This is a genomic window from Odoribacter splanchnicus DSM 20712 (assembly GCF_000190535.1).
GTDB lineage: Bacteria > Bacteroidota > Bacteroidia > Bacteroidales > Marinifilaceae > Odoribacter > Odoribacter splanchnicus.
Genome location: NC_015160.1, coordinates 3395667 through 3420660, shown reverse-complemented (window position 1 = coordinate 3420660; position 24994 = coordinate 3395667). Strand labels below are relative to the sequence as shown.

The window sequence follows — 24994 nt, the reverse complement described above, 5'->3', positions numbered from 1 at the left end:
TCCCGATCACTCATTTCTGTTTTTTATCATCTTACACTATTTTTATCTTTTAATTACTAAATATTTACTGCAAATTTTACAGATTCCATTTTCTGTTTTCTCAAGCCTGAATTTTACTCTCATTTAATTCAATTTACATCAGTTCGCTTTCACTTTTTCCGGAAATTTTATGCCCGAAATAAGGACTTTTTTTTGTTCTTACTCAATGACCACCGTATTCCCTTTCATCTCAAACCGTACATTTGCAGTTTTTTCTATGATACGGAAAACTTCCTGGGGTGACAAGTGCTTGTCAATCATTCCTTTGAAAGCATGAGATTTAGCACTTTCATTCTGGAAAAAGACATCAAGCCCATACCAACGTTGCATCTGCACCATGATATTCTCCAAAGTCATCTCATTGAAAATAAACATTCCATTCTTCCAACTGATGTATTCCCGGGTATCAACCTCACAAACCTCAATATTCTTCATCCCACAACGGGCCTGTTGTCCGGGGATCAGAGACACCCGGTCTTGTCCGTTTTCAACATTCACTTTACCAGATACCAAAGTGGCTTCTACTCCGTCTTTTTCAGGATAAGCATTGATATTAAAAATTGTCCCTACAGCTTCGACAATAGTACCATTCACTTCCACCCGGAAAGGATGCTGTTTATCACTCTCCACTTCAAAATAACCTTCCCCTTCCAGAAATACCCGTCGTTCATCTCCGACAAAAGCTGCAGGAAATGTCAGTTTACTTGCAGAATTAAGATATACAACTGTACCATCGGACAAGGTTAGCCGGTAATCAGCCCCTACCGGTATCTCTATCGTATGATAATGTAATTTTTCGTCTTCTTTTCCGGAAACAACATACACAATCCCTTTCAAAGAATCCTGATGCACAGCAACCTGTCCGGTCTTCAAAACCTCCCCGACAGAATCTTTCGGAATCTTCAGCACCTTTCCATTACCCAAAGTCAGACTGATTCGGGAAGAAGTCTCCTTCTGGTTTTCCACTAGAAATTGCCCGGACGGTTGTTGCGTTTTTTCCCGGAAAAAATAAACTGCTGTACAAATGACAGCCATAGGCAATGCCACCGCAGCCACTCCCCGCCAGAGTTTTACCCGTGGTGAGTTTTTACAAATCGTTTTCCGGCGAATCCGTTCCCACATCCGGTCATAATCCGGTTCTTCAATAGCTGCAATACGATCCATCCGCTCCAACAACCAGATTTCGTCTGAATCCAGCTCTTTTCTTCCGGTTCTTTCCCAAAGAAATTTCCATATTTTCGTAAAAATCTCCTTCATCCTTCCAAAACTATAGTATTAAAAACAGTCGATCGAAATCAATTTGTCTTTAATAACCCTAAGACATTTAAAAGGGTGAAAAGATTATTAAAATTTTTTCAAATAAATAAAAATTAGAAACAAAAGCAATTCATTTTCAGATATACCCCACATCCCCTTCAATTTACGGTAAGCAATTTTGACCTGTGACTTGACTGTATTAACTGACACATTCAGTTTCGATGCGGTTTCTGCATAACCAGTCCCCTCAATAACAGCCATGACAAAAATTTTCCGGCAGTTTTCCGGTAAAGAGAGAAGTAATTCCCGGACATTTTCTACCTTCTCGGCCAAATCTTCGGATTTGTAATCTGCCCAAAATTTATACTCCCGGATCAAAGCTTCTGCATGCTTCTCCCTGACCCGGCAATGCCGGAAATACTTATAAATATAATTCCGGACAGATTGATTCAGGTAATATTGAAGGTCATAATCCGGATTAATCTGTTCCCGATGAGCCCATAAATTTATAAAACTCTCCTGTACAGCATCCTCGGCAATTTGCCGGTCCTCGACTAACCCCATCGCCACATAAAACATACTTCGGGAGTAATATTGGAATACCCGTTCAAAAGCCGCAGTATCGCCCGATTTCAAAAGATATGTATCACTCTGTATACTCACTTACGTCGAAAATGATAGTTGTACAAATAATGATAATTGCACAAATATAAAAAAAACAAACGTAAAATTACAAAATATACAAAATAAGGGTACGAATCAGATATCAAAAAGTAAAACTAATTACTATATTTTCGTACTAAAGCAATCACCTGTTCTTGTTCTTCAGGTGTCAACTGGCCAGCTTTATAAAACTCAATTACCTGATTCTTATTAATAAAGATCACTGTAAAATTATTATTCGCTCCTGGTAATTTCCAAGCCGTAGCTAAAATCCCATCCGGATCAAAATAAATTTTTCCATCCGTTCCTTTTACCTCTTTCAAAGCCATTCTCTTAATCAAAGCATTCGGAAGCATCGGAGCGGCAGCTAAATTGACAATACCATAAGATGTAATTTCCAGCCCTGACACCGGATGAGTCTTGAAATAATCGCGGAAGGTTTTGTTCTGTCCAGGATGTGAAGGATCAGCATAAAATATCAGCAAATTTTTCTGTCCCAACATCGGCAAAGCAACAGTGTCATTATTCATATTCAGGATATTTACAGAAAAAACTTTTTCTCCCACTTGTCCGAACCCTCGGTACGAGAAGAGGAGTCCTATTCCTAAACATAGAATAAAAATCTTTTTCATCTCAAATTCATTTTCATTTATTGAACCTTGGCATCATTCTTGCGTAAATGTTTTACAGTTTGTACGAAAATGGTTTGTACAGGACGAAAAAAAGTGCATTAAACATTTGAAAATAAAGTCAATAAAAAGAAAAGCATGCAAAAATGCGTACTCCTCATCTTATTCTTCCTCTTGTCTTACTCGATAAGCCATGGAAATACCCCAACTACAGACACATTATCTGTGGATAGCCTGGAGTCACGTCCTGCCTTTTTCAAAAGGATGTATAAAAATGTATACCGCTATTTCACAGAAGCAAACCAGGAGAAAGAAACCAAACGATTCGATTTCTCGGTTATCGGCGGACCGCATTTTTCGAGCGACACCAAATTGGGACTAGGTCTGGTAGCTTCGGGACTGTACCGGGTAGACCGGGAGCATCTGACCCTTCCGCCTTCCAACATTTCTTTTTACGGGGACGTAACTACCACCGGTTTTTATCTGTTAGGCATCCGGGGGACGACCATTTTTAAAGAAGACAAATACAGGCTCGGGATCAATTTTTACTTCTTTTCTTTTCCGAGTAAATACTGGGGTATCGGTTATACAAACGGAAATCAGAAGGATCATTACACGACTTACAAACGCCTGGAGAAACAAATCCGGGTGGATTTCTCACGCCGTCTGTTTCCCAACACCTATCTGGGGGTGACGGGACTTTTCAGGCATGTCAACGGTAAAGATTTTAAAGACCCCGGTTTTCTGGACGGTGAAAAAGCAAATATCGCCACACAAGGATTCGGTCTGTTTCTGACTTATGATTCGAGGGATTTTCTTCCTAATCCATACCGGGGAACTTATGCCAGAATCGACCAGCTCTTTTTCCCGGATTTCTGGGGAAACAAATTCAAACGGACAGAAGTATTCTTCAGGCAATACAATAAGTTGTGGAAAGGAGCCATTCTGGCATCCGATTTGCAGGGGACATTCAATTACGGTAATACCCCCTGGAGTATGGTCGCCCTATTGGGAGGTTCTTATCAGATGAGAGGCTATTATGAAGGACAATACCGGGACAACGACCTGATACAAACTCAGGTAGAACTAAGACAACATATCTACAACCGGCATGGAATCGCCCTTTGGGGAGGTGCAGGAAATGTGTTTCCGAAATTCAAGTACTTCAAATGGAAGGAAACGCTGCCTACTTACGGCATCGGCTACCGGTGGGAATTCAAGAAACGGGTAAATGTCCGGTTGGATTATGGATTCGGAAAAGGGCAAAGTGCTTTTTATTTTAATATCGACGAAGCTTTTTAAACAATGACTATGTTACATCAAATAAATCTGTTATTCCGACGTTTTCTGACCGATGCACGTCAGTTATTCCGTTTCTTCGTTATCGTCAACCTGATTCCCTGTATTTTGCTGGTATTTACAGAACCTTATTCTTTTATGGGAAAGGTGATCCTGGTCACTTTTCCGTTGGGAATGTATCTTTTTGTATTCTCGTGGTTGAAAAATATCGGATTGATGCAGCTGATATTGATCCCGCAATTGATCTTCAATGCTTTTCAGATCGTTTTATTCTACCTGTTCGGCGAATCGGTGATCGCTGTCGATATGTTTCTGAACCTGGCGACGACCAACGTGACGGAAGCCAGTGAATTGCTGAATAATCTGTGGCCGGCGATCATCCTGGTTTGTGTGATCTATATCCCTACGATTGTGATTGCAGCTATCGGTTGTAAAAAGAGGGTGCATCTGACGCCTGTGTTCCGGAAAAAGATGGCTTGTACCGGGTTGATTATCGGGCTGGTTTCGTACGGTTTGACCTTCACGGCTACGAACAGGAATACGGGAAGCTATAAATTGCAATACGACGTATTCCCGGTGAATATCTATTATAATCTTCGTTTTGCCGTGAAAAAATGGCAACGGAGTATGATTTATCCTCTCACGTCGAAAGACTTCACTTTCCAGGCCCATAAAAGTGTAAAATCGGCGGATAGGGAGATTTATGTGTTGGTAGTAGGAGAAGCCAGCCGGGCGGTGAACTGGAGCCTTTGGGGATATGAACGGGAAACGACCCCCCTGTTATCCCAGATTCAGGGCCTGGCTTTATATAAAGATGCCATTACACAGGCAAATGCTACACATAAAAGTGTTCCCCTGATTTTATCCGCCGCCAATGCCGAGCATTTCGAAGACATCTATGGGCAAAAAAGTATTGTCGAAGCCTTTAAAGAAGCAGGGTTCAAAACGATTTTCCTCTCGAATCAGACGCCTAACCGTACTTTTACCGACTATTTTGCAGCAGAAGCGGATTTCCACCACAATATCCGCCCGGCATCGGCAGGAGGGATCTATACCGTCAATAACTACGACGATGCCATGCTTCCGTTGGTGCAGCATTATATCGATTCATTACCGGATAACTTATTTTTTGTGTTGCACACCTATGGTTCACATTTCAACTATTTTGAACGTTATCCGAGGGAGTTCGCCCATTTTACCCCGGACGAAGCGACAGAAGTGGAGGTGAAAAACCGGCAACAACTGATCAACGCATATGATAACAGCATCCGTTATACGGACTATTTTCTGCACCATCTGATCCAGATTCTGGATTCGACGAATCATACGACAGCACTTTACTATAGCCCGGACCACGGGGAAGATTTGTTGGACGACGACCGGAAACGCTTCCTGCATGCTTCGCCCCATCCGACGTATTATCAATTGCACATACCACTATTCTTATGGTTTTCCGATCAGTACCGGCAGGAATTCCCGGAACGATATGCAACGGCACTCGCCAACCAGACACAACCGGTATCTACAATCGTGGCTTTTCACACGATGCTGGACATGGCCTCTATCACGACCCCATTACTGAATACCGGTTACTCACTGATCAGCCCTGATTATAAAGCCCGGCGAAGGATGTATCTGACCGATCACGATCAACCTATTTTCTGGTATAATTCGGGCTTGAAGAAGCAAGATAAAGCTATGATCGAAAAAAATCATCTGGACCACCGGTAAACGCTAACAACCGGAATCTCCGAGGAAACACAGGTTTATCGGGAAAGCCGATGTTTAAAATTAAACACACAGTATGTTTGATGAAAAAAACGACCGGGATATTTTTTAGAGATCATCAAAACATTAATTTTGCAATCCAATAATCATACATTTTTAAAACCTGAAAATATGAAAATAGCTATCGTCGGGGCAAGTGGAGCAGTAGGACAAGAGTTTCTGCGCGTATTGGAAGAAAGAAATTTTCCTATGGATGAGTTGGTGTTATTCGGTTCGAAACGGAGCGCCGGCACCCAATACCTGTTTCGTGGTCAGCCGCTGACTGTAAAACTTTTACAACACAACGACGACTTTAAGGACATCGACATAGCTTTCGTTTCGGCCGGAGGCGGTACTTCGAAAGAATTTGCCGAAACGATCACCAAATACGGGGCTGTAATGATCGATAATTCGAGTGCTTTCAGAATGGACGAAGAGGTACCTTTGGTGGTACCGGAGGTCAACCCGGAAGATGCTCTCGACCGTCCCCGTGGCATCATCGCGAATCCGAACTGTACGACTATCCTGCTGGTGGTTGCCTTAAAAGCCATCGAACCATTGAGCCACATCACCCGGGCCCGTGTATCGACCTATCAGGCAGCGAGCGGCGCAGGCGCAGCAGCTATGGACGAACTGTATAATCAGTACCGGCAAATCCTGGCAGGGGAAACACCTACGGTGGAGAAATTCGCCTATCAACTGGCTTTTAACCTGATTCCTCAGGTAGACGTTTTCACGGATAACGGCTATACCAAAGAGGAAATGAAAATGTTCAACGAGACACGGAAAATCATGCATTCGGATATCCGGGTAAGCTCTACTTGTGTGAGAGTACCGGCCTTACGGGCCCATTCGGAAAGTATCTGGATCGAAACAGAACGCCCGCTCTCGGTAGAGGAAGTCCGGGAAGCTTTTTCCCGTGCCGAAGGTCTGGTATTGCAAGACAATCCGGCAGAACAGGATTATCCGATGCCTCTTTTCTTATCAGGCAAAGATCCGGTGTATGTAGGCCGTATCCGCAAAGACCTGGCGGACGAAAAAGGATTGACTTTCTGGTTAGTAGGTGACCAAATCAAAAAAGGCGCCGCTCTGAATGCAGTACAGATTGCCGAATATCTGTGTAAAAAAGGACTTTAAACGGAAGGAAGCGAATAACAACGGTTATTCATCCGGCAGGAAGAGATCCGGGACGAGGAATGGAAAGATCCCGGGTTCTTCGGTAGTCTCTGCACAAACGAAGCATTTGTATGCGGGATCGACCGGACAGGCAGAGATAGAGAGATTTCGAAGGTTTTCTGACTGAAATATGCGGGGCCGATGATCGTCGAAGCGGACTTCGAAACCGGACAAGGGGGAGGATAAGCCGCTACCGGTGTATTTTAAAAAACTTTCTTTCACGGACCAATAACGGAAAAACAGTTCATCCTGCGCATCTCCGGCAAGATTTTGCAGGCACTGAATTTCTGCAGGATGGAAAAAACGCCGGGCCACTTCCATGCGGGCTTTCCTTTTTTGCTCGATATCGATTCCGACTTCGAGATGCGAAAAAGCCGCCACGATATAATCACCGGAATGCGATAAATTATACCAAACCGAAAACCGGCTCTCCACCAATGGTTTACCATGTTCACCTATACGGATGAGGTAATCTTCTTTGTGCAGTCCCCACAAACGGAACAATAACCGCCGAATCATCCCCTCACCCAATAATTTTGTACGCCTGACTCCGGGATTTTTGTATCCGGTTACTTTCCGGACCGTGTCTTCACCTACTAACGGAAACAGTTCATCTTCGGAGAGATGCTGAAAATCGGAAATCCGTAAATAATAAATTTTAAGCATGTCGGTTGAAATAAAGATTACAAAAATACGATAAGCTTGGAGAAAAAAAATCGTAAAATTGTTAAAATCCTTAAGATTTGACAAAACAGTTCCTTGAAAATTTAACGTTTCATTCAAAAAAAACGTTTGAAATATTGGTATTTAATCCGATTTTCTTTACTTTTACCCCCTAGAAAAAAGACAACATAAATACATTAATTTAATATCATGGAAATTAAAAAGTCACCGAAAGCAGATCTGGAAGGGAAGAAAGGCGTTTTCTTCGAGATCGGACTTACTCTGGCTTTAGCGGTGCTGTTATTTGCTTTTGAATGGAAATCTTCCACCGAACAAGTAACTCCATTTCAGACTCCCGCTGAAGAACAGATAGAAGATGAGATTATTCCGATTACGCAACAAATGCTAAAACCTCCACCTCCTCCTCCTCCAGCCCCGAAATTGACGGACTTGATCGATATTGTAGAGGATGACACCAATATCGACGATGATCTTGAAATTTTAGACGCAGAAGACCAATCGGAGAACCAGGTGATAGAAAATGTCGCCGATTTTGGAGAATATGGTGAAGAGAATACCGGAGAGTCAGAGATTTTCCAGGTAGTTGAAGATATGCCGAGTTTCCCGGGTGGTAATGTATCGAAATGGATTGCGAAGAATGTAAAATATCCGGTTCTGGCCATGGAAAACGGTATTCAGGGGAAAGTTTTCATTCAGTTCGTGATCGAGAGAGACGGTTCTATTACCGACGTAAAAGTAGCGAGAGGAGTAGATGCCTCTTTGGATAAGGAAGCTGTACGTGTTGTGCAGTCGATGCCGAAATGGAAACCAGGAAAGCAGAGAGGTAAACCTGTACGTGTAGCCTACACTCTGCCGATCAACTTCCAGTTATCGAACAATTAGCAGATTATCGATCAAATTTATAAAGGGCTGTCATCTTTTGTCAGCCCTTTCTTTTGTCATGAAAAAGGTGAATGCCGAAACAGCAGGCCTCTGTTTTACGTTATTGCAGCAGCCTTCAAATTTTATTATTTTATATGTATTATACGGATCAGGAAGCAGAGAAAGCGATATTAGTAGGAGTAGCCCTTCAATCGGAAGGGATCACCTACGAGCAGATGACCGAATATCTCGACGAATTGTCATTTCTGGCAGAGACAGCGGGAGCAGAAACGGTAAAAATTTTCACACAGAATTTAGATAAACCGGTACATGCCACTTTTATCGGCAAAGGGAAACTGGAAGAAATCAAAGCTTACACCGAAGAAAACCCGGTAGATATGGTTATTTTCGACGATGAATTGAGCCCGACACAGTTACGAAATATAGAATCTGTCTTTCCGGGAATCAAAGTGCTGGACCGGACGAACCTGATTCTGGACATTTTTGCCAGCCGGGCACGTACGGCACATGCCAAAACCCAGGTGGAACTGGCTCAATACCAGTATTTACTTCCGCGTCTGACCGGAATGTGGACACATCTGGAGAGACAAAAAGGAGGTATCGGATTAAGAGGACCGGGAGAAACGGAAATCGAGACCGACCGCCGGATCATCCGGGATAAAATCAGCCGTTTGAAAAATGAACTAACCAAGATCGACAAACAAAAGGTCATTCAACGGAAAAACCGGGGTAAACTGGTGCGTGTCGCTTTGGTAGGTTATACGAATGTCGGAAAATCGACGTTGATGAACCTGCTGAGTAAATCGGATGTATTTGCAGAAAACAAATTGTTTGCTACACTAGATACGACCGTGCGGAAAATTGCGATTAAAAATGTGCCGTTTTTGCTGGCGGACACGGTAGGTTTTATTCGTAAATTACCCCATCACCTGGTGGAATCGTTCAAATCTACGTTGGACGAAGTGCGCGAGGCAGACGTTATTCTTCATGTCGTGGATATCTCCCATCCGCAATTCGAAGATCAGATGAAGGTGGTCAATGCTACTCTGGCAGAATTGATCAAAGAACCCAAACCGACGATTATCATTTTCAATAAAATCGACGCTTTTCATTATGTACAGAAGGAGGAAGACGATTTAACCCCTGTGACCAGAGAAAACTATAGTCTGAACGACCTGAAACAAATGTGGATGTCGCGACAGGGAAGTGAAACCGTATATATATCGGCCGTTAAAAAGGAGAATATAGAAGAACTGAAAGAAAAGCTTTACGATATCGTCAAAGAGATCCATTCGGCACGATTCCCCTATAATGACTTTTTATACCAGGATTATACCGAAAACAATCCGGAAACAGAGGAGTAGGTTTCTTTACTATTTGTTAATATTAAGACAACATCTCAATGAAAACGTTTTAATATTAACAAATACTTAAAATCAATCATTCACAATTTTGTTTTTTTAACATATTCTTTTATTTTTAATGAACCGGAAAAGTCTGGAAACATTAAAATGAAAGATTATGGAAGTAAAAAAATCACCTCAGGCAGACCTTGAAAACAAGAAAAATATTTTTTTGGAAATAGGTCTTATGCTTGCCCTGGGTACTATTCTATTCGCATTCGAATGGAAAGTTTCCGGGCGTCAACCCGCTGATTTCGTCACGGTATCTGAAATCCCGACCGAAATCGAGATGGTACCGATCACCATGATGCATCAGATTACCCCACCTCCTCCCCCAGCCCCGAAGCCTTTCGATTTACTGGAAATTGTGGATGAAACAGATCCTTTGCCGGACGATCTGGATATCATCGATGCAGATGACGAAAGTAATAATAAAGAATCTTTCGACCTGAACAATTTGAATTACGATGAGGAATACGACACAGACGAAGTAATCGCTTTCGTGCCGAGCGAGGATATGCCGGTATTTCCGGAGAATATACAAAAATGGCTCTCAAAGCATGTGAAGTATCCTCAAATTGCCCTTGAGAACGGGGTACAGGGGAAAGTATTCGTTCAGTTTGTGGTTGAAAAAGACGGCAGTGTGAGCAATATCAAAGTGGTGCGCGGAGTAGATGCTTCTTTGGATAAGGAAGCGGTGAGAGTGGTGTCGGTGATGCCGAAATGGAAACCCGGTAAACAAAGAGGCAAAGCGGTGAGGGTGGCTTATACGCTTCCGATTGCATTTCAGATAGGGAGTTACTGAGTTGATGAGTTGATGAGTTACTGAGTTGATGAGTTACTGAGTTGATGAGTTACTGAGTTATTGAGTTACTGAGTTATTGAGTTACTGAGTTGATGAGTTGGGGGGAGAGTTGAAATAAAAAAGGTGTTTATATACATAATTTACCCAAAATGTAAGTTTATAAGTATAAACATGTATATAACTGCCTAAAGAATACAAGAGGGTGTCCAAAAAGTATTTGGCACCCTCGATTTATTCGTATCCCTATTGGAGACTGAAATCAAATATCCGATTCTACAAGGGGGTATTTTGCCTTTTTGGACACCCTCTTGTATTTTATGGAGCCGTTATTTAACGATTACGAGAAAATAATTCTTTTTGCCACTTTGGGCGAGGATATATTTTCCGTCGATGAGGTGAGATTCACCGATGATGGTTTCTTCACCCTGTACTTTTTCTTTATTGATACCGATAGCATTGGATTTCAAAGCTCTGCGGGCTTCTCCTTTGGAAGACATGATGGCTGTTTTATCGGCTAAGAAGTCGACAATGGAGATACCTGCTTTTAAATCGGCCGCCGCAATTTCGTATTGGGGAACCCCTTCGAATACGGACAGGAAAGTATTTTCATCGATTTTCCTCAAGGTCTCGGAGGTTGCATTCCCAAAGAGGATTTGGGAGGCTTCCAGGGCCAGGTTGTAAGCTTCTTCCCCATGGATCAGGCAAGTAATTTCTTTTGCCAGGGTTTTCTGTAATTTCCTGAGGTGCGGAGCTTCCCGGTGTTCAGCGATCAAAGCATCGATCCGAGCGGGAGGCAGGATGGTGAAGATTTTGACATAACGTGCGGCATCTTCATCGGTGGTATTCAACCAGAACTGATAAAATTTATAAGGGGAAGTACGTTCGGGATCTAACCAGATATTCCCCGATTCGGTTTTCCCGAATTTTTTTCCATCACTCTTGGTCATCAGCGGCCAGGTCAAGCCATAAGCGTCGAGCCCTTCTTTACGACGGATCAATTCGCCTCCGGTAGTAATATTTCCCCATTGGTCGGAACCTCCCATCTGCAACATACAACCGTAGTTTTTACGCAGATGAAGGAAATCGTATCCCTGCACCAGCTGATAGGTGAATTCTGTAAACGACATACCCTGGGCCGACTCGCTACTGAGGCGTTTTTTTACGGAATCTTTAGCCATCATATAGTTGACGGTAATATGCTTACCGATTTCACGGATGAAATCCAGAAATGAGAATTGTTTCATCCAATCGTAGTTATTCAGCATAATAGCAGCATTGGAAGCAGTGGAGTTGAAATCGATAAACCGGGATAACTGAGCTTTGATCCCGGCCATATTTTTACGGATAGTCTCTTCGTCCAATAAGTTTCTTTCCTGTGATTTGCCACTAGGATCGCCGATCATACCGGTAGCTCCACCGATAATAAAAATCGGTTTGTGCCCGGCCATCTGAAAGTGTTTCATCATCATCACAGAGACCAGATGTCCGACATGCAGAGAATCGGCAGTCGGGTCGATACCTACGTATGCCGTAGTTTGTCCTTTAGCCAATAGTTCTTCTGTTCCCGGCATGATATCATGAATCATGCCTCTCCATTTTAATTCATCAACAAAATTCATCGTATTCTATTTTATATCGTTTCAAAAGCGGATCGTGTTGTACATCTGTTGTGCAAAGTTAAGAAAAGGATCGAATAACAAACTGTTCTCCCTGGTTTCTTCGCTGATAAAATGGAATTTATCGTTCAAAGCATCGACAATCATTAAAAGTACACAAACCATAATGAAATATTTTGCGATACCGAGGAGGGTGCCAAGCAGTTTATTGACCAACCCCAACGAAATAATATCGACCAGTCTGGTCAACATCTTCCCCAGCAAATAGACTGCAATCACAACCAACAGGAAGGTAACGGCCAAAGCGATATAAGACAAGTAACGGGACGTGATATTCAGGAAGTCTTTCAATATCCCTTCGGTAAAAGGGCTGTAGCGTATGGCAATGAAAACCCCCAATATCAGCCCGGCTAAAGTGGCGACCTCGATAATCAATCCTTTCGAGAATCCACGGAAAGCGCCGTATAGTAAAAACAAGAGAATAACAATGTCAATATAGTTCATGGCAAATCCGATTTAAACGGGTTTCAAAGATACGAATTTATCGGGAGCATTTTTCCCTTTCATTTTCTATTATTTGATAAATTCTTAGTATTTTCGCCAATTGGTAAATAGGGTTCTTATACCCCCTTGTTAATATATCACTTTATAAAAACAAAATATAATGTACAGAACACACACATGCGGAGCACTTCGGATTGAAAATGTAAACGAGAATGTCTGTTTGAGTGGCTGGGTTCAGAAAATCAGAAACCTGGGAGCCATGACATTTATCGATCTCCGCGACAGATACGGAATTACCCAATTGGTGGCAGAAGAATCTGCTTCTGAAGAGATAAAAAAACAAGTGGCACAGTTAGGACGGGAATTTGTGATTCAAATTCAAGGTAAGGTGGTGGAGAGAGCCAGTAAAAACAATAAAATACCTACAGGAGAGATCGAAATTATCTTAGATACGGTAAAGATTCTGAGCCGTTCGGAGATACCTCCTTTTACTATCGAAGACAATACGGACGGGGGTGACGAGATCCGGATGAAATACCGTTATCTCGATTTACGCCGGCAAATGGTGCGCAGGAACCTGGAATTGCGTCACCGGATGGCGCATTTGGTACGTAATTTTCTGGATGGCAAGCAATTTATGGAGGTAGAGACGCCGGTATTGATCAAGAGTACTCCCGAAGGAGCCCGTGATTTTGTGGTGCCTTCGCGGATGAATCAGGGACAGTTTTATGCATTACCGCAAAGCCCGCAGACTTTCAAACAACTGTTGATGGTCGCCGGTTTCGACCGATACTATCAGATTGTGAAATGTTTCCGGGACGAGGACCTTCGGGCAGACCGTCAACCTGAATTCACTCAGATCGACTGTGAAATGTCGTTTGTAGAACGGGAAGATGTGCTCGGTATTTTCGAAGATATGATCCGCCATCTTTTTAAAGAAATCAGAGGCATCGATATCCCGGCATTTCCGCGGATGACGTGGCATGAAGCGATGGAGCAATATGGTTGTGACAAACCGGATATCCGTTTCGGTATGAAATTCGCAGACCTGACCCGTCTGGCCCGAACCAAGGACTTTGCAGTATTCAACAGTGCAGAATATATCGGAGGGATTTGTGTCCCGGGTTGTGCTTCGTATACCCGTAAGCAGCTGGACGAGCTGACCGATTTCGTGAAGCGTCCGCAGGTAGGAGCGAAAGGATTGGTGTATGTCAAATACAATGAAGACGGCAGCATAAAATCGTCGGTAGATAAATTCTATACGGCCGAAGAGCTGAAAGTATGGCTAGACACCTGCCAAGCTCAACCGGGCGATCTGCTCCTAATCTTATGCGGAGCGAAAAACAAAACTTTACCCCAGTTGTGTGAGCTTCGTCTGGAAATGGGAAACCGGCTGGGATTGAGAGATAAAAATGTATTCAAACCGTTATGGATCGTCGACTTTCCGTTGTTGGAATGGGATGAAGAGACACAACGTTTTTATGCGATGCACCATCCGTTCACCTCTCCGAATCCAGAGGATATCGATTTGATGGAAACACGGCCGGGAGATGTGAGAGCGAATGCCTATGACATGGTGATCAACGGCGTGGAAGTAGGGGGAGGTTCTATCCGGATCCATGATACAGCATTGCAGCAACGGATGTTCAAATGCCTGGGATTTACCCCGGAGCAAGCTGAAAAACAATTCGGTTTCCTGTTGAATGCTTTCAAATACGGCGCTCCTCCTCACGGTGGTATCGCCTTCGGTTTCGACCGTTTGGTTTCTATGTTTGCAGGCCTGGACAGCATTCGAGACACCATCGCTTTCCCGAAAAACAATTCGGGCCGGGATGTGATGATCGATTCTCCGTCGGAGATTTCGGTCGAGCAATTCAAGGAATTAGGCATTAAACTGAATCAATGATTTACCCCTAAATTCATACAAGTGTTTAAGGATGTAATCGGACATGAAGATATCAAGCAAAGACTGATCACCTCTCTCCGGACGGGTCGGATCAGTCATGCCCAACTATTTGCCGGAGAAACGGGATACGGTTCTCTGGCTTTGGCTTTGGCATTCGCCCAATATGTCTTTTGCACAGGTGATAAAAAAGAAGATGCCTGCGGAGAATGCCCTTCATGTAGGAAAATACAGAAATACATCCATCCGGATCTGCACTTTGTATTTCCGGTTGTCCGGAAAACAAAAAGCCCGGTCAGTGATGAATATATCAACGAATGGCGGCGTCTGCTGACGCGGACGAATTATTTCGGTCTGGAAGAATGGTATACGGAAATGGGAGTAGAGGATAATGCACAAGCCGCGATATATACCGAAGAAAGTGCCAATATTCTCCGTAAGCTGAACCTGAAATCATTCGAATCGGATTATAAGATTCTGGTGATGTGGTTGCCGGAAAAGATGAATCCGGAATGCTCGAACAAACTGTTAAAGATCATCGAGGAGCCGTTCGACAAGACATTGTTTCTGATGGTTTCGGAGCATCCGGAACAGATCATCAATACGATACAATCGCGTTTGCAGCGTATTCACATTCCTCCCCTGCATCAGGAGCAAATACAACGACAGCTGATAGCTGAAAAAGGAATCGCTGCACAAAAAGCGGAAGAATATGCCCATGTGGCTTCGGGGAACTGGTATAAAGCCCTGCGGTTGCTGGACGAAACAGAAGAGCAAATTTACAACCAGGAAAAATTTATCAGCCTCATGCGGCTGTGCTGGGAAAGAAAAATGCTTCCGGTAAATGAATGGGTCAATGAAATATGCAGCCTTGGAAGAGAAAGGCAAAAGAATTTCTTAGCGCATGCCTCACGGATGATCCGGGAAAATTTTGTCCGGAATTTCGGTTTGGAGCAACTGAATTATATGACGGAACGGGAAAAAAATTTCTCACAACGCTTTGCCCCTTATGTACATGAAGGAAATGTCATTCCATTGAGCAACGAGTTCGAGCGTGCTTATAGCGACATCAGCCGGAACGGAAATGCAAAAATCATTTTTACGGATCTCTGCATAAAAGTCATGCAAAATATCAGACCCAATTGAAACTGTTTTCACGTACAATAATATATAATGAAAAAATCAATTTATGAACGATATACACAATAACGAAAATATAAGCCAGGAAGAAGAATTCGTTTCGCCCGGGCAAGAAAAAGTAAACGGCAAAGCGACGCCTGAGCAATCGGGGCCTTCGACCGGGGAGCCCCGTGAACAACCGGGAGAACCGACGGAGGAAGCCGTAGAGATCGAAGAGACGGAAGAGATAGAAATTATCGAAGCCGGGGAATTTACAGTCCCGAAAAAAGAAGAGGAAGAAGAGGAAATTCAGGAACTTCATACGAAGCATCCGCGGCGGGATGTACCGGTAATCGACCATCGTTTGCTAGCGGGGAAATTGACGGTATACGACTGGCTGGAAGATCTGCCTGCGACGGATTGTGCCCCGGAGATCGTAGAAGTAAGGTTTAAAAATACACGGAAAGGGTTTTACAGCAATCCGTCGAAACTAGCTTTAAAAGCAGGAGATATCGTGGCGGTTGAAGCAGCCTTGGGACACGATATCGGGGTGGTATCTTTATCGGGTGAACTGGTAAAGGAACAAATCCGGATCAAACGGGTGGATCTCGAGCGGAATCCGCTGAAGAAGGTATACCGGAAGGCCAAACCCCACGACATCGAGAAATGGCAACAAGCCATTGCTTTAGAGCACGATACGATGATCCGTTCGCGGAAAATCGCAGCCGACCTGAAACTGAATATGAAGATCGGTGATGTGGAGTATCAGGGAGATAAAACAAAAGCTATATTTTATTATATCGCAGACGACCGGGTGGATTTCCGGACGCTGATCAAGGTGTTGGCGGAGACTTTCCATATCCGTATCGAAATGAAACAGATCGGGACACGTCAGGAAGCAGGCAGAATCGGGGGTATCGGTCCCTGCGGACGCAAATTATGCTGTTCGACTTTTATCACCAATTTTATTTCGGTGTCGACCTCAGCCGCCCGCTATCAGGATATTTCGCTGAATCCTCAGAAGCTGGCCGGACAGTGCGGGAAACTGAAATGTTGTCTGAACTATGAAGTGGATGCGTACGTCGATGCGCAGAAAGATTTCCCTTCGACCAATATTACTTTAAATACGGGAGAGGGTTTGCTTTACCATCAAAAAACGGATATCTTCGGTCAGATGACGTCTTATAGTACGGATAAAGAAGGGAAGGGTATTTTTATCCAGATTCCGGTAAAACGGGTAAAGGAAATCATCGCGATGAACCGGAAAGGAATTATTCCTCCAAAAGCGGTAGAAGAAAGCGGAAATACCCCGACAGATATAAAATATACGGACGGCGTGGGAGAAGAAAGCCTGAACCGTTTCGACGAAAAGAAGCAGAAGAAGCGTCATTCCAGGCAACGAAATAATAATAATCGTGAAAATGGAAACTCTAACACTCCCCGTAACGAAAAAAATGAAAGAAACGGAGAACGGGGAGGACAACGGCCTTTCCGTAACGGCCCGAGACAGGATCAGCGCAGAGATTCGAGACCTATACAAAGGCCCAAGCCACGAACCGATCAGCATTCACAATCCAAAACTGAACAATGATGCAAAACTATCGTCCTTTTACCGGTATTACCCCTGCTGTCAAAATTTTATTGATTCTGAACATCGTGATGTACTTTCTGAGTATGTTTATCGATAGCCGGATGCATGTGGATACAGCCCATCTATTAGGACTTCATTTGCCGCAATCTGTCTTTTGGCGCCCATGGCAATATGTTACACATATGTTTATGCACGGGTCTTTCGGGCATTTGTTTTTCAATATGTTCGCTCTTTTTATGTTCGGCCGGATACTGGAATCGGTATGGGGAACGCAGCGTTTTCTGATTTTCTATTTTGTCTGCGGTATCGGAGCGGGCTTGCTGAATAGTGCGGTCGGCTGGTTGGAAATCCACCGGCTGATGGAGCAATATTATGCCTTCCAGAATGCGCCTTCTCCTGCGCTTTTAGCGCAGCTTGTGGAGCGTCAGCTAGGCCATCCGGCCCAGTGGGTGTGGGAGGTGGTGGATAATTGGACCAACAATCCGGATTCGCAACAATACATTGTAGCAGGGAAACAACTCTTCCGTCAGATCGTAGAACTGAAAGTAAATGTCCCGATGATCGGGGCTTCGGGAGCGATATTCGGTATCTTGCTGGCATTCGGAATGCTGTTTCCGAATACGGAATTGTATCTGATGTTTATACCTATTCCGATCAAAGCAAAGTATTTTGTATTGGGATACGGTCTGCTGGAGCTTTTCCTGGGCATGCAGAATAGCGCAACGGACAATGTAGCCCATTTCGCTCATCTGGGAGGGATGTTGTTCGGTTTCTTTATGGTCAAATACTGGAGTAAAAACAGGCGAAGGTTCTATTAAGAGATGATGTATTACAACAATTACGGCGGAAATTTTTCAGAAGGAATCCGGGAAGGGATCAAAAATTCTTTCCGGAAGGGTTCTTCTCTCACCCGTCTGATTTATATCAATTGCGGGATTTTTCTTGCTTTGAAGTTGATATATATCATGATGTTGTTGTTGGGGAAAGGAGAAGAATTTTATCCGACATTGCTGGAATGGATCGGCGTGCCGGCAGATCCGGAGTATTTATTGAGCCGTCCGTGGACGATCTTCACCTATATGTTTACTCAGTTCGATTTTTTACATCTGTTGTTCAATATGTTATGGCTTTATTGGTTCGGGAGTTTTTTCCTGAATTACTTTACGGAACGTAAATTAACAGGTGTCTATCTTTTGGGTGGCCTATTCGGAGGTTTGCTGTATATTGCGGCCTATAATATTTTCCCTTATTTCAGTGAGCCTCAAATCAGTCCTTTCCCCCGCCCGGCGCTACGGCTGACCTCGTGGGCTATCGGTTCGTCGGCTTCTGTGATGGCAATCGTCTTTGCGGTATGTACTTATCTGCCGCAACATAAGGTCTATATTTTCCTGCTCGGACCGGTGAAACTGGTTTATCTGGCGTTGTTTACCGCCCTGATCGATATTATGAGTATATCTTCGGGAAATGCGGGGGGACATATCGCCCATTTAGGCGGAGCCCTGTTCGGGTGGTTCTTTATCGTGGGAGTGAGAAGAAACCGGGACTTTGCTTCAGGAATCGTGAATTTTTTCGAAGGGATCGGACGGCTCTTCCAGCGGAAGAAGAAGATGAGGGTGAGGTATAAGAAGCATGTCTCGGAAATGAACGACCGGGAATACAATGCCCATAAGAAGAACGAGCAAGAACGGATCAACGAGATTCTGGATAAAATCTCGCGTTCGGGTTACGAAAGCCTGACCCGGGAAGAAAAAGCAATCCTCTTCAAGGCTAAAAACTGATTTTATGGAGGTAAGTAAACCAGATAGCAGTTCTTTATCAAACCAGAAGTGTTTTCCCTACTATGCTGAAAATATTGGATAAGATTGTATATATCGTCAGTTTGATCGCTGCGTTCGGGTTAATAGGAGCATATCTTTCCCCTATAATCAACCCCAATACCTTTGTCTTTTTTTCGTTACTGGGTTTGGCTTATCCTTATCTTCTGATCGGCAATTTTATCCTTTTACTGTACTGGATTTTCCGTTGGAAGCGGAGGACCTGGCAGATCGTAGTCGTGATTGCGATCGGGTATCCGACTTTCAGGACTTACTACGGGACAGCGAAAACCGAAACAGGGGATGCTTCGTACGATTTGTCGCTCTTGTCGTACAATATCCGTTATTTCGATGTGTATGGCTGGAGTAATCAGAAAAACACGAGGGAAAAATTATTATGATTATCCGTATAATGTCCGTTAATTTATTTAACATCATACGAATGTTTTAATGATAAATATTTATACAAAAATATTTGCGTATTTTGCTGAAATTCAGTATATTCATAATGTTGTTTTAATCCGAAATATCATTATGAACATACTAAATTTCATGCAACGGTTCCCCGATGAAGCATCTTGCATTGCTTATCTGAAGGAACAGAGGGAACAATCAGGTATTGTCTGCAAACATTGTGGCTGTACGGAACATCGCTGGGATGCCAATAAACTTGTTTTTGAGTGCAAGCACTGCCATCATAGGCAATCATTACGCTCCGGAACTGTTATGGAACATAGCAAGCTGCCTTTCCGTTACTGGATAGCAGCCATGTTCCTGCTAACAAGCACTAAGAAATCCTTTTCAACAGAGGAAATCCGTCGCCAGTTAGGTCACAAACGTTATCAACCCATCTGGGAGATGGTCTGCAAGCTTCGGGATGTCATGGGAAAGCGTGATGAACGCTACCGCCTGACCGGTTCTGTAGAACTGGACGAAGGTTTCTTCACTGTGGAGCTTCAAGAAGAAGAAAAGGACAAACCGTTGAAAAGAGGTCGTGGCAGTCAAAGGAAAGCCAGGATTCTGGTCATGGTTGAAAGCTCCTATTCTACGAAAACTCCCAAGAGAGGAAGACCCAATAAAGCAGTCGGACACCTCAAAATGCAGGTCATATCAGATTTGGGGTCGAAGACAATTACCAAGGTTGTCAAAGAGCAACTGGAGCCGTCAGTAGAACTGACTACAGACGATTCCACATCATATATCAAGTTTGATAAACTCGTCAAGAGCCATAAGGCGGTCACTTCCGGCAAAGAAGCGGTTAAAGTCTTCCTGCCCTGGGTGCATATTGCAATAAGCAATGCCAAAAGGCTTCTGTTGGACGTTCATCATAAGCTTAAAAACGAATACTTACAATACTATCTGAATGAGTTCTGCTATAAATTCAACAGACGCTATCTCGATGAAAAACTATTTGATAGACTCGCTTTCACAGCTATCAACTATAACACCGACTTTAGGTCGAAAATTTATAGACGGACATCATGCGGATAATCATTAAATTATTCAATTATCTGAATAAATTCGACGGGGATGTGATCTGCTTGCAGGAATTTCTAATGAACGGGAATCCGGACCGACGGAAAACGGTAATCGAACAATTGCATACCTACCCCTATTATTATATCGAGAAGGATATGGCTATTTTTTCCAGGCTCCCGATTCTGCACAAAGGACACCTGACTTTCGCCCCTGGTTACAGCAGTTCTTGTATTTACGGAGATTTCAAGCTAGGAAAAGATACGGTGCGGTTGTACAGTGTTCACCTGGAATCCTACAAGCTGGGCAAGAAGGAGCGGCAATTTATGAAAGAAATCAGCTCAGGGCTGAAAGGTAACGATATCCCCGAAGGGGTGAAGAATCTCACGACACGCTTAATGATAGCGAACAAAAACCGGGCACATCAGGCGGAGGAAATTCAACGGCATATCGACGGAAGCCCTTATCCTGTGATATTGTGCGGCGACTTCAACGATACTCCTCTCTCCTATACTTACAGGCAATTAAGCAGGAAGTTAACGGATAGTTTTATTGAAAAAGGCCGGGGCATCGGCAATACTTACATCGGAGAGTTTCCCTCTTTCCGCATCGATTACGTCTTACATTCCCCGACACTATATACGGTGGGTTATATCCGGGAGGATATCACGCTTTCGGATCATTATCCGATCAAGGTGAAGATAAGGAAGGGAAGTTGATTTATCAGAAAATTCCGAAGATTATTTGGTGGATTTGGGGAATTATTCTATTTTTGCAGCGTTAAAGAAAATTATGGGGGGTTAGCTCAGTTGGCTAGAGCGCTTGCATGGCATGCAAGAGGTCGTCGGTTCGACCCCGATACTCTCCACTCCAGAGTTCTTAAAGTTTGTAAAGTTCATAAAGTTTATGACCGAAGGTATTCCTTATCAGGAAACTTTCCATTAACTTTATGGACTTTATTGTTTTATCGAATTCTTATTATTCGTTTTATGGAAGAATCAGATAAAAAACTAACCCGTAAGATCAGTCCCTATAAGATCATTTACCCGGTCATTATCGGTCTGGGTGTTGTGTCGTATATGCTATACCGGGAATTCGATCTCACTGCTTTCGAGCAAATTTCTTTCGGCTGGAGCTCGGTGTTCTGGCTTTCCGTAGCAGTGATGTGTATGTTTATCCGTGATCTGGGGTACGTTATCCGTATCCGGGTTCTTTCGGGGGATCGTTTGAGCTGGATCAAGTCGATCCGGATTATTTTTCTTTGGGAATTTACCTCGGCGGTAACTCCCTCAGCGATCGGCGGTACCAGTCTCGCTATTCTTTTTGTCAATAAAGAGGGGATCAAAGTAGGACGCAGCTCGGCTATTGTCATGGCTACTTCTTTTCTGGACGAGCTTTATTTTATTCTGATGTTTCCGATTATTCTGCTTTGCGTGGATTCGAGCGGGTTGTGGGAGATGTCGGGAGTGAGTTCAGGAGTAAGCAAAAGCCTGATCTGGTTTGCAGTGGGCGGCTATTCGATCAAGCTGGTATATCTTTTAATTCTGAGTTACGGACTTTTCAAGAATCCCCGGGGGCTGAAATATCTATTGATGAAATGTTTCAAATTAAAGCTTTTACGTAAATGGCGGCACAGTGCCAACGAAGCAGGTTCGGATATCATCCGTAACTCTTACGAATTGCGTCATATGCCGTTTTCTTTCTGGCTGAAGACTTTCGGAGCCACTTTCTTTTCATGGACGGCACGGTATTGGGTAGTGAATGCGATCTTAATGGCCTTTTTTGTATTGAAGGATACGGATTGGGCGACTCAATTTCTGATTTTTGCCCGGCAACTGATTATGTGGATCATGATGCTGATCAGTCCGACTCCGGGAGGAAGCGGTTTTGCCGAATTCGTATTTAAAGAATATCTGGGTTCCTTTATTATAGGAGGAGGAGCCGGTGTAGCGATCGCTATGGCCATCGTATGGCGTCTGATCACTTATTATCCTTATCTGTTCGTAGGTGTTTTTATCGTACCGAAATGGATAGGGCAACATTTCGGCGGACGTCCGAAACCATCGACAGCTTCTACCCCATCGGACGATTTAAATCATAACCTTGAAAATCAGTAGTAATTATGTTTTTGATATTTAAAAAACCGGAATACAGAAGATTCAATCTGAAACCCCGCTACTGGGATCCTGCCAAAGAAGAACGGGAAGAACGGGAGCGCAGGGTAAAAGCAGAACTCGGCTTAAAGGACGACGATAAAACTTATATCCCGAATATAAAAGGACAATTCAGACAGGAGTATGAAAAACGGAAGGCGAACCGTAACGGGCTGAATAGCAATTATGCGCTGCGTTTGTTTATGATCCTGACGTTGTTGTTCATCATGGCCTTTTATGTGTTTGTAAAGAATCCGGACGGTATCCTGCGATTTCTGGGACTTTGACAAATATCCATTATCTTTGTCCTATCATATAACGGCACATTAGCTTAACTACATCAATCAATATGGATATCGTTCATCTTTTACCCGATTCAGTAGCCAATCAGATAGCAGCAGGAGAAGTCGTACAACGTCCTGCCTCTGTTGTCAAGGAATTAATGGAGAATGCGATCGATGCAGGAGCTAAGCATATTCAGGTAGTGTTGAAGAATGTCGGGAAAGCGATCATACAGGTGATCGACGATGGGAAAGGCATGTCGAACATGGATGCCCGGATGGCTTTCGAACGGCATGCAACCTCAAAAATCGCTTCGGCACAGGATTTATTCAGTATCAACACCTTAGGATTCCGGGGAGAAGCCCTTCCCTCTATCGCTTCGGTATCGGAAGTGGAATTAAAAACCCGGCAGGAAGAAGATGAATTGGGAACCTCGATTTTTATCGCGGCTTCGGAACTAAAAAATCAGGAGTCTGTCAGCTGTCCGAAAGGTACGAACATCTCGGTCAGGAACCTCTTTTATAATATTCCTGCCCGCCGGAAGTTTCTGAAATCCGATACGACGGAATTGCGCAATATTACCAATGAATTTCTGCGGGTAGCTTTGACGAATCCGGAGATCAGCTTCTGTTTGTCGAACAACGGAAATGTGATCTACAACTTATCCCCTTCGGGACTACGTCAGCGGATCGTAAATATTTTCGGCAAGTCGATCAATTCGAGACTGATCAATATCGATTGTGCCACGGGTCTGGTAGATATCAAAGGTTTCATTTGCAGTCCGGAACAAGCCCGAAAGACTTATGGCGAACAATATTTTTTCGTCAATAACCGTTTTATGAAGCATCCGTTTTTTCATAAAGCAGTGACGGAGGCCTATTCGGGACTGATCGGTGTGGATTGTATCCCCTCCTATTTCATCTATTTTACGGTGGATCCGTCTTTAATCGATATCAATATACATCCGACGAAAACGGAGATCAAATTCCAGAATGAGACGGATTTTTTCCAAATCCTGTTGGCAGGTATCAAGGAAGCCCTGGGAAAATTCAATATCACTCCTCCCCTGGACTTCGATACGGCTGGAAGTATCGAACTCATTCCTACGGAGAAGCCAGCAGCCCCCTATGTTCCGCGAATCAACTATAATCCGAACTATAATCCTTTCAATTACAGCAGCAGTAAGCTTAATCCACAGGATTCGGATTTCGAACATCCCAGTCGCACGGCAAGCAGTTTTCACCAGGAAAAAGCACCGGCCAACTGGGATATCTTATTCGACGGCTTAAAGGAAAAGGAGGAATCGATTCAGACTTCGATACCGGAAATGACCGAAAATATCAATCCGGTGGTACCGCATACGAATTGCTATTTCCAACTGAAAGGCCGGTATATCGTTACGCCGGTACAAAGCGGTTTGATGCTGATCGACCAGAAAAGAGCCCACGAACGCATCTTATTCGAAAAATATATGACGACCCTGAATACGCAAAAGGTAACGGGGCAGAAGAGTCTGTTCCCGGAAATACTGGAGTTGTCGGCAGGCGATTTTATGCTGGTAGGAGAAATTCTTGCAGACCTGGAATATTTAGGGTTCGAATTAAATGTTTTCGGTAAAAACGGTTATGCCATACATGCCACCCCACCGGACTTATCTTATACCCGGGCGAAGGAAGTGCTGATCGAACTGATCGAACATTATAAAAACACGGAGGGCAGTATCCGGGAGAAGATGAAAGAACGGGTGGTACTGGCTTTGGCAAAGGCCTCGGCAATCAGTTACAATACGGCACTCAGCTGTGAGGAAATGAATGAAATGACCGGTAATCTTTTTGCCTGTAAACATCATAATTTCACTGCAGACGGCAAAACGATCATCCACATTCTGAATTATGAGGATGTGAACAGTTGGTTTAAATAAAAACAGAGTCG

23 protein-coding genes and 1 tRNA gene are annotated in these 24994 nt (G+C 43.6%); 18 read left to right on the top strand and 6 right to left on the bottom strand.

Annotated features, from left to right (window positions below):
- Window positions 1–198: 198 nt before the first annotated feature.
- From ODOSP_RS14435 to ODOSP_RS14425, 3 genes are all read right to left on the bottom strand, one after another.
- Window positions 199–1296 carry a FecR family protein gene (locus ODOSP_RS14435; RefSeq protein ID WP_013613039.1) on the bottom strand — a complete coding sequence of 366 codons (1098 nt, stop codon included), beginning with the start codon at window positions 1294–1296 and terminating at the stop codon, window positions 199–201.
- 87 nt (window positions 1297–1383) lie between these two features.
- Complete coding sequence (locus tag ODOSP_RS14430; RefSeq protein ID WP_013613038.1) at window positions 1384–1959, bottom strand: RNA polymerase sigma-70 factor; 576 nt, start codon at window positions 1957–1959, stop codon at window positions 1384–1386.
- A gap of 116 nt (window positions 1960–2075) precedes the next feature.
- The gene (locus ODOSP_RS14425) at window positions 2076–2591 is read right to left on the bottom strand and encodes a YtfJ family protein (protein WP_013613037.1); all 516 of its coding nucleotides are present in this window, start codon (window positions 2589–2591) and stop codon (window positions 2076–2078) included.
- Between the two features lie 135 nt (window positions 2592–2726).
- On the opposite strand from ODOSP_RS14425, the gene ODOSP_RS14420 reads away from it, so the two are divergent.
- From ODOSP_RS14420 to ODOSP_RS14410, 3 genes are all read left to right on the top strand, one after another.
- Window positions 2727–3890, top strand: coding sequence for a BamA/TamA family outer membrane protein (locus ODOSP_RS14420; RefSeq protein ID WP_013613036.1), 1164 nt, complete (start codon window positions 2727–2729; stop codon window positions 3888–3890).
- A gap of 9 nt (window positions 3891–3899) precedes the next feature.
- A complete protein-coding gene (locus ODOSP_RS14415; protein ID WP_013613035.1) occupies window positions 3900–5618 on the top strand; it encodes a lipid A phosphoethanolamine transferase in 1719 nt (572 codons plus the stop codon).
- A gap of 168 nt (window positions 5619–5786) precedes the next feature.
- A complete protein-coding gene (locus ODOSP_RS14410) occupies window positions 5787–6791 on the top strand; it encodes an aspartate-semialdehyde dehydrogenase (RefSeq protein WP_013613034.1) in 1005 nt (334 codons plus the stop codon).
- Between the two features lie 24 nt (window positions 6792–6815).
- Here the strand turns inward: ODOSP_RS14410 and ODOSP_RS18960 are convergent, their stop codons facing one another.
- A complete protein-coding gene (locus tag ODOSP_RS18960) occupies window positions 6816–7496 on the bottom strand; it encodes a 4'-phosphopantetheinyl transferase family protein (RefSeq protein ID WP_147347633.1) in 681 nt (226 codons plus the stop codon).
- Window positions 7497–7703: 207 nt separating this feature from the next.
- Here ODOSP_RS18960 and ODOSP_RS14400 point away from each other — a divergent pair, with 207 nt between their 5' ends.
- From ODOSP_RS14400 to ODOSP_RS14390, 3 genes are all read left to right on the top strand, one after another.
- Window positions 7704–8396 carry an energy transducer TonB gene (locus ODOSP_RS14400; RefSeq protein WP_013613032.1) on the top strand — a complete coding sequence of 231 codons (693 nt, stop codon included), beginning with the start codon at window positions 7704–7706 and terminating at the stop codon, window positions 8394–8396.
- Window positions 8397–8530: 134 nt separating this feature from the next.
- Window positions 8531–9760, top strand: coding sequence for a GTPase HflX (gene hflX, locus ODOSP_RS14395; RefSeq protein WP_041557471.1), 1230 nt, complete (start codon window positions 8531–8533; stop codon window positions 9758–9760).
- 157 nt (window positions 9761–9917) lie between these two features.
- Window positions 9918–10604, top strand: a complete 687-nt coding sequence (locus ODOSP_RS14390; RefSeq protein WP_013613030.1) for an energy transducer TonB — start codon at window positions 9918–9920, stop codon at window positions 10602–10604.
- Between the two features lie 326 nt (window positions 10605–10930).
- Here ODOSP_RS14390 and tyrS read toward each other — a convergent pair whose 3' ends face one another.
- Both tyrS and ODOSP_RS14380 read right to left on the bottom strand, forming a co-directional pair.
- On the bottom strand, window positions 10931–12223 hold the full coding sequence (gene tyrS, locus ODOSP_RS14385; RefSeq protein ID WP_013613029.1) for a tyrosine--tRNA ligase: 1293 nt from the start codon (window positions 12221–12223) through the stop codon (window positions 10931–10933).
- Window positions 12224–12244: 21 nt separating this feature from the next.
- The gene (locus tag ODOSP_RS14380; RefSeq protein ID WP_013613028.1) at window positions 12245–12724 is read right to left on the bottom strand and encodes a CvpA family protein; all 480 of its coding nucleotides are present in this window, start codon (window positions 12722–12724) and stop codon (window positions 12245–12247) included.
- A gap of 160 nt (window positions 12725–12884) precedes the next feature.
- Between ODOSP_RS14380 and aspS the strand changes: the two genes are divergently transcribed.
- The 12 genes from aspS (at window position 12885) to mutL (ending at window position 24983) form a co-directional block, all read left to right on the top strand.
- On the top strand, window positions 12885–14630 hold the full coding sequence (aspS, locus tag ODOSP_RS14375; RefSeq protein ID WP_013613027.1) for an aspartate--tRNA ligase: 1746 nt from the start codon (window positions 12885–12887) through the stop codon (window positions 14628–14630).
- Between the two features lie 21 nt (window positions 14631–14651).
- A complete protein-coding gene (locus ODOSP_RS14370; protein WP_013613026.1) occupies window positions 14652–15773 on the top strand; it encodes a DNA polymerase III subunit in 1122 nt (373 codons plus the stop codon).
- A gap of 43 nt (window positions 15774–15816) precedes the next feature.
- Window positions 15817–17337, top strand: coding sequence for a PSP1 domain-containing protein (locus ODOSP_RS14365; RefSeq protein WP_013613025.1), 1521 nt, complete (start codon window positions 15817–15819; stop codon window positions 17335–17337).
- Window positions 17334–18155, top strand: coding sequence for a rhomboid family intramembrane serine protease (locus ODOSP_RS14360; protein ID WP_013613024.1), 822 nt, complete (start codon window positions 17334–17336; stop codon window positions 18153–18155). The genes ODOSP_RS14365 and ODOSP_RS14360 overlap by 4 nt, the downstream gene beginning before the upstream one ends.
- 6 nt (window positions 18156–18161) lie before the next feature.
- Window positions 18162–19115, top strand: coding sequence for a rhomboid family intramembrane serine protease (locus ODOSP_RS14355; RefSeq protein ID WP_013613023.1), 954 nt, complete (start codon window positions 18162–18164; stop codon window positions 19113–19115).
- Window positions 19116–19177: 62 nt separating this feature from the next.
- Window positions 19178–19552 (top strand): hypothetical protein, encoded by a 375-nt coding sequence (locus ODOSP_RS14350; protein WP_041556890.1) that lies wholly within the window; start codon window positions 19178–19180, stop codon window positions 19550–19552.
- 133 nt (window positions 19553–19685) lie between these two features.
- Window positions 19686–20642, top strand: coding sequence for an IS1595-like element ISOdsp1 family transposase (locus ODOSP_RS14345; RefSeq protein WP_013611223.1), 957 nt, complete (start codon window positions 19686–19688; stop codon window positions 20640–20642).
- Window positions 20633–21346, top strand: coding sequence for an endonuclease/exonuclease/phosphatase family protein (locus ODOSP_RS14340; protein WP_049782928.1), 714 nt, complete (start codon window positions 20633–20635; stop codon window positions 21344–21346). The genes ODOSP_RS14345 and ODOSP_RS14340 overlap by 10 nt, the downstream gene beginning before the upstream one ends.
- A gap of 75 nt (window positions 21347–21421) precedes the next feature.
- A tRNA-Ala gene (locus tag ODOSP_RS14335) sits at window positions 21422–21495 on the top strand.
- Window positions 21496–21616: 121 nt separating this feature from the next.
- Window positions 21617–22744 carry a lysylphosphatidylglycerol synthase transmembrane domain-containing protein gene (locus tag ODOSP_RS14330; RefSeq protein WP_013613022.1) on the top strand — a complete coding sequence of 376 codons (1128 nt, stop codon included), beginning with the start codon at window positions 21617–21619 and terminating at the stop codon, window positions 22742–22744.
- Between the two features lie 5 nt (window positions 22745–22749).
- The gene (locus ODOSP_RS14325; protein ID WP_013613021.1) at window positions 22750–23067 is read left to right on the top strand and encodes a hypothetical protein; all 318 of its coding nucleotides are present in this window, start codon (window positions 22750–22752) and stop codon (window positions 23065–23067) included.
- A gap of 62 nt (window positions 23068–23129) precedes the next feature.
- Window positions 23130–24983, top strand: a complete 1854-nt coding sequence (gene mutL, locus ODOSP_RS14320) for a DNA mismatch repair endonuclease MutL (protein ID WP_013613020.1) — start codon at window positions 23130–23132, stop codon at window positions 24981–24983.
- Window positions 24984–24994 lie beyond the last annotated feature (11 nt).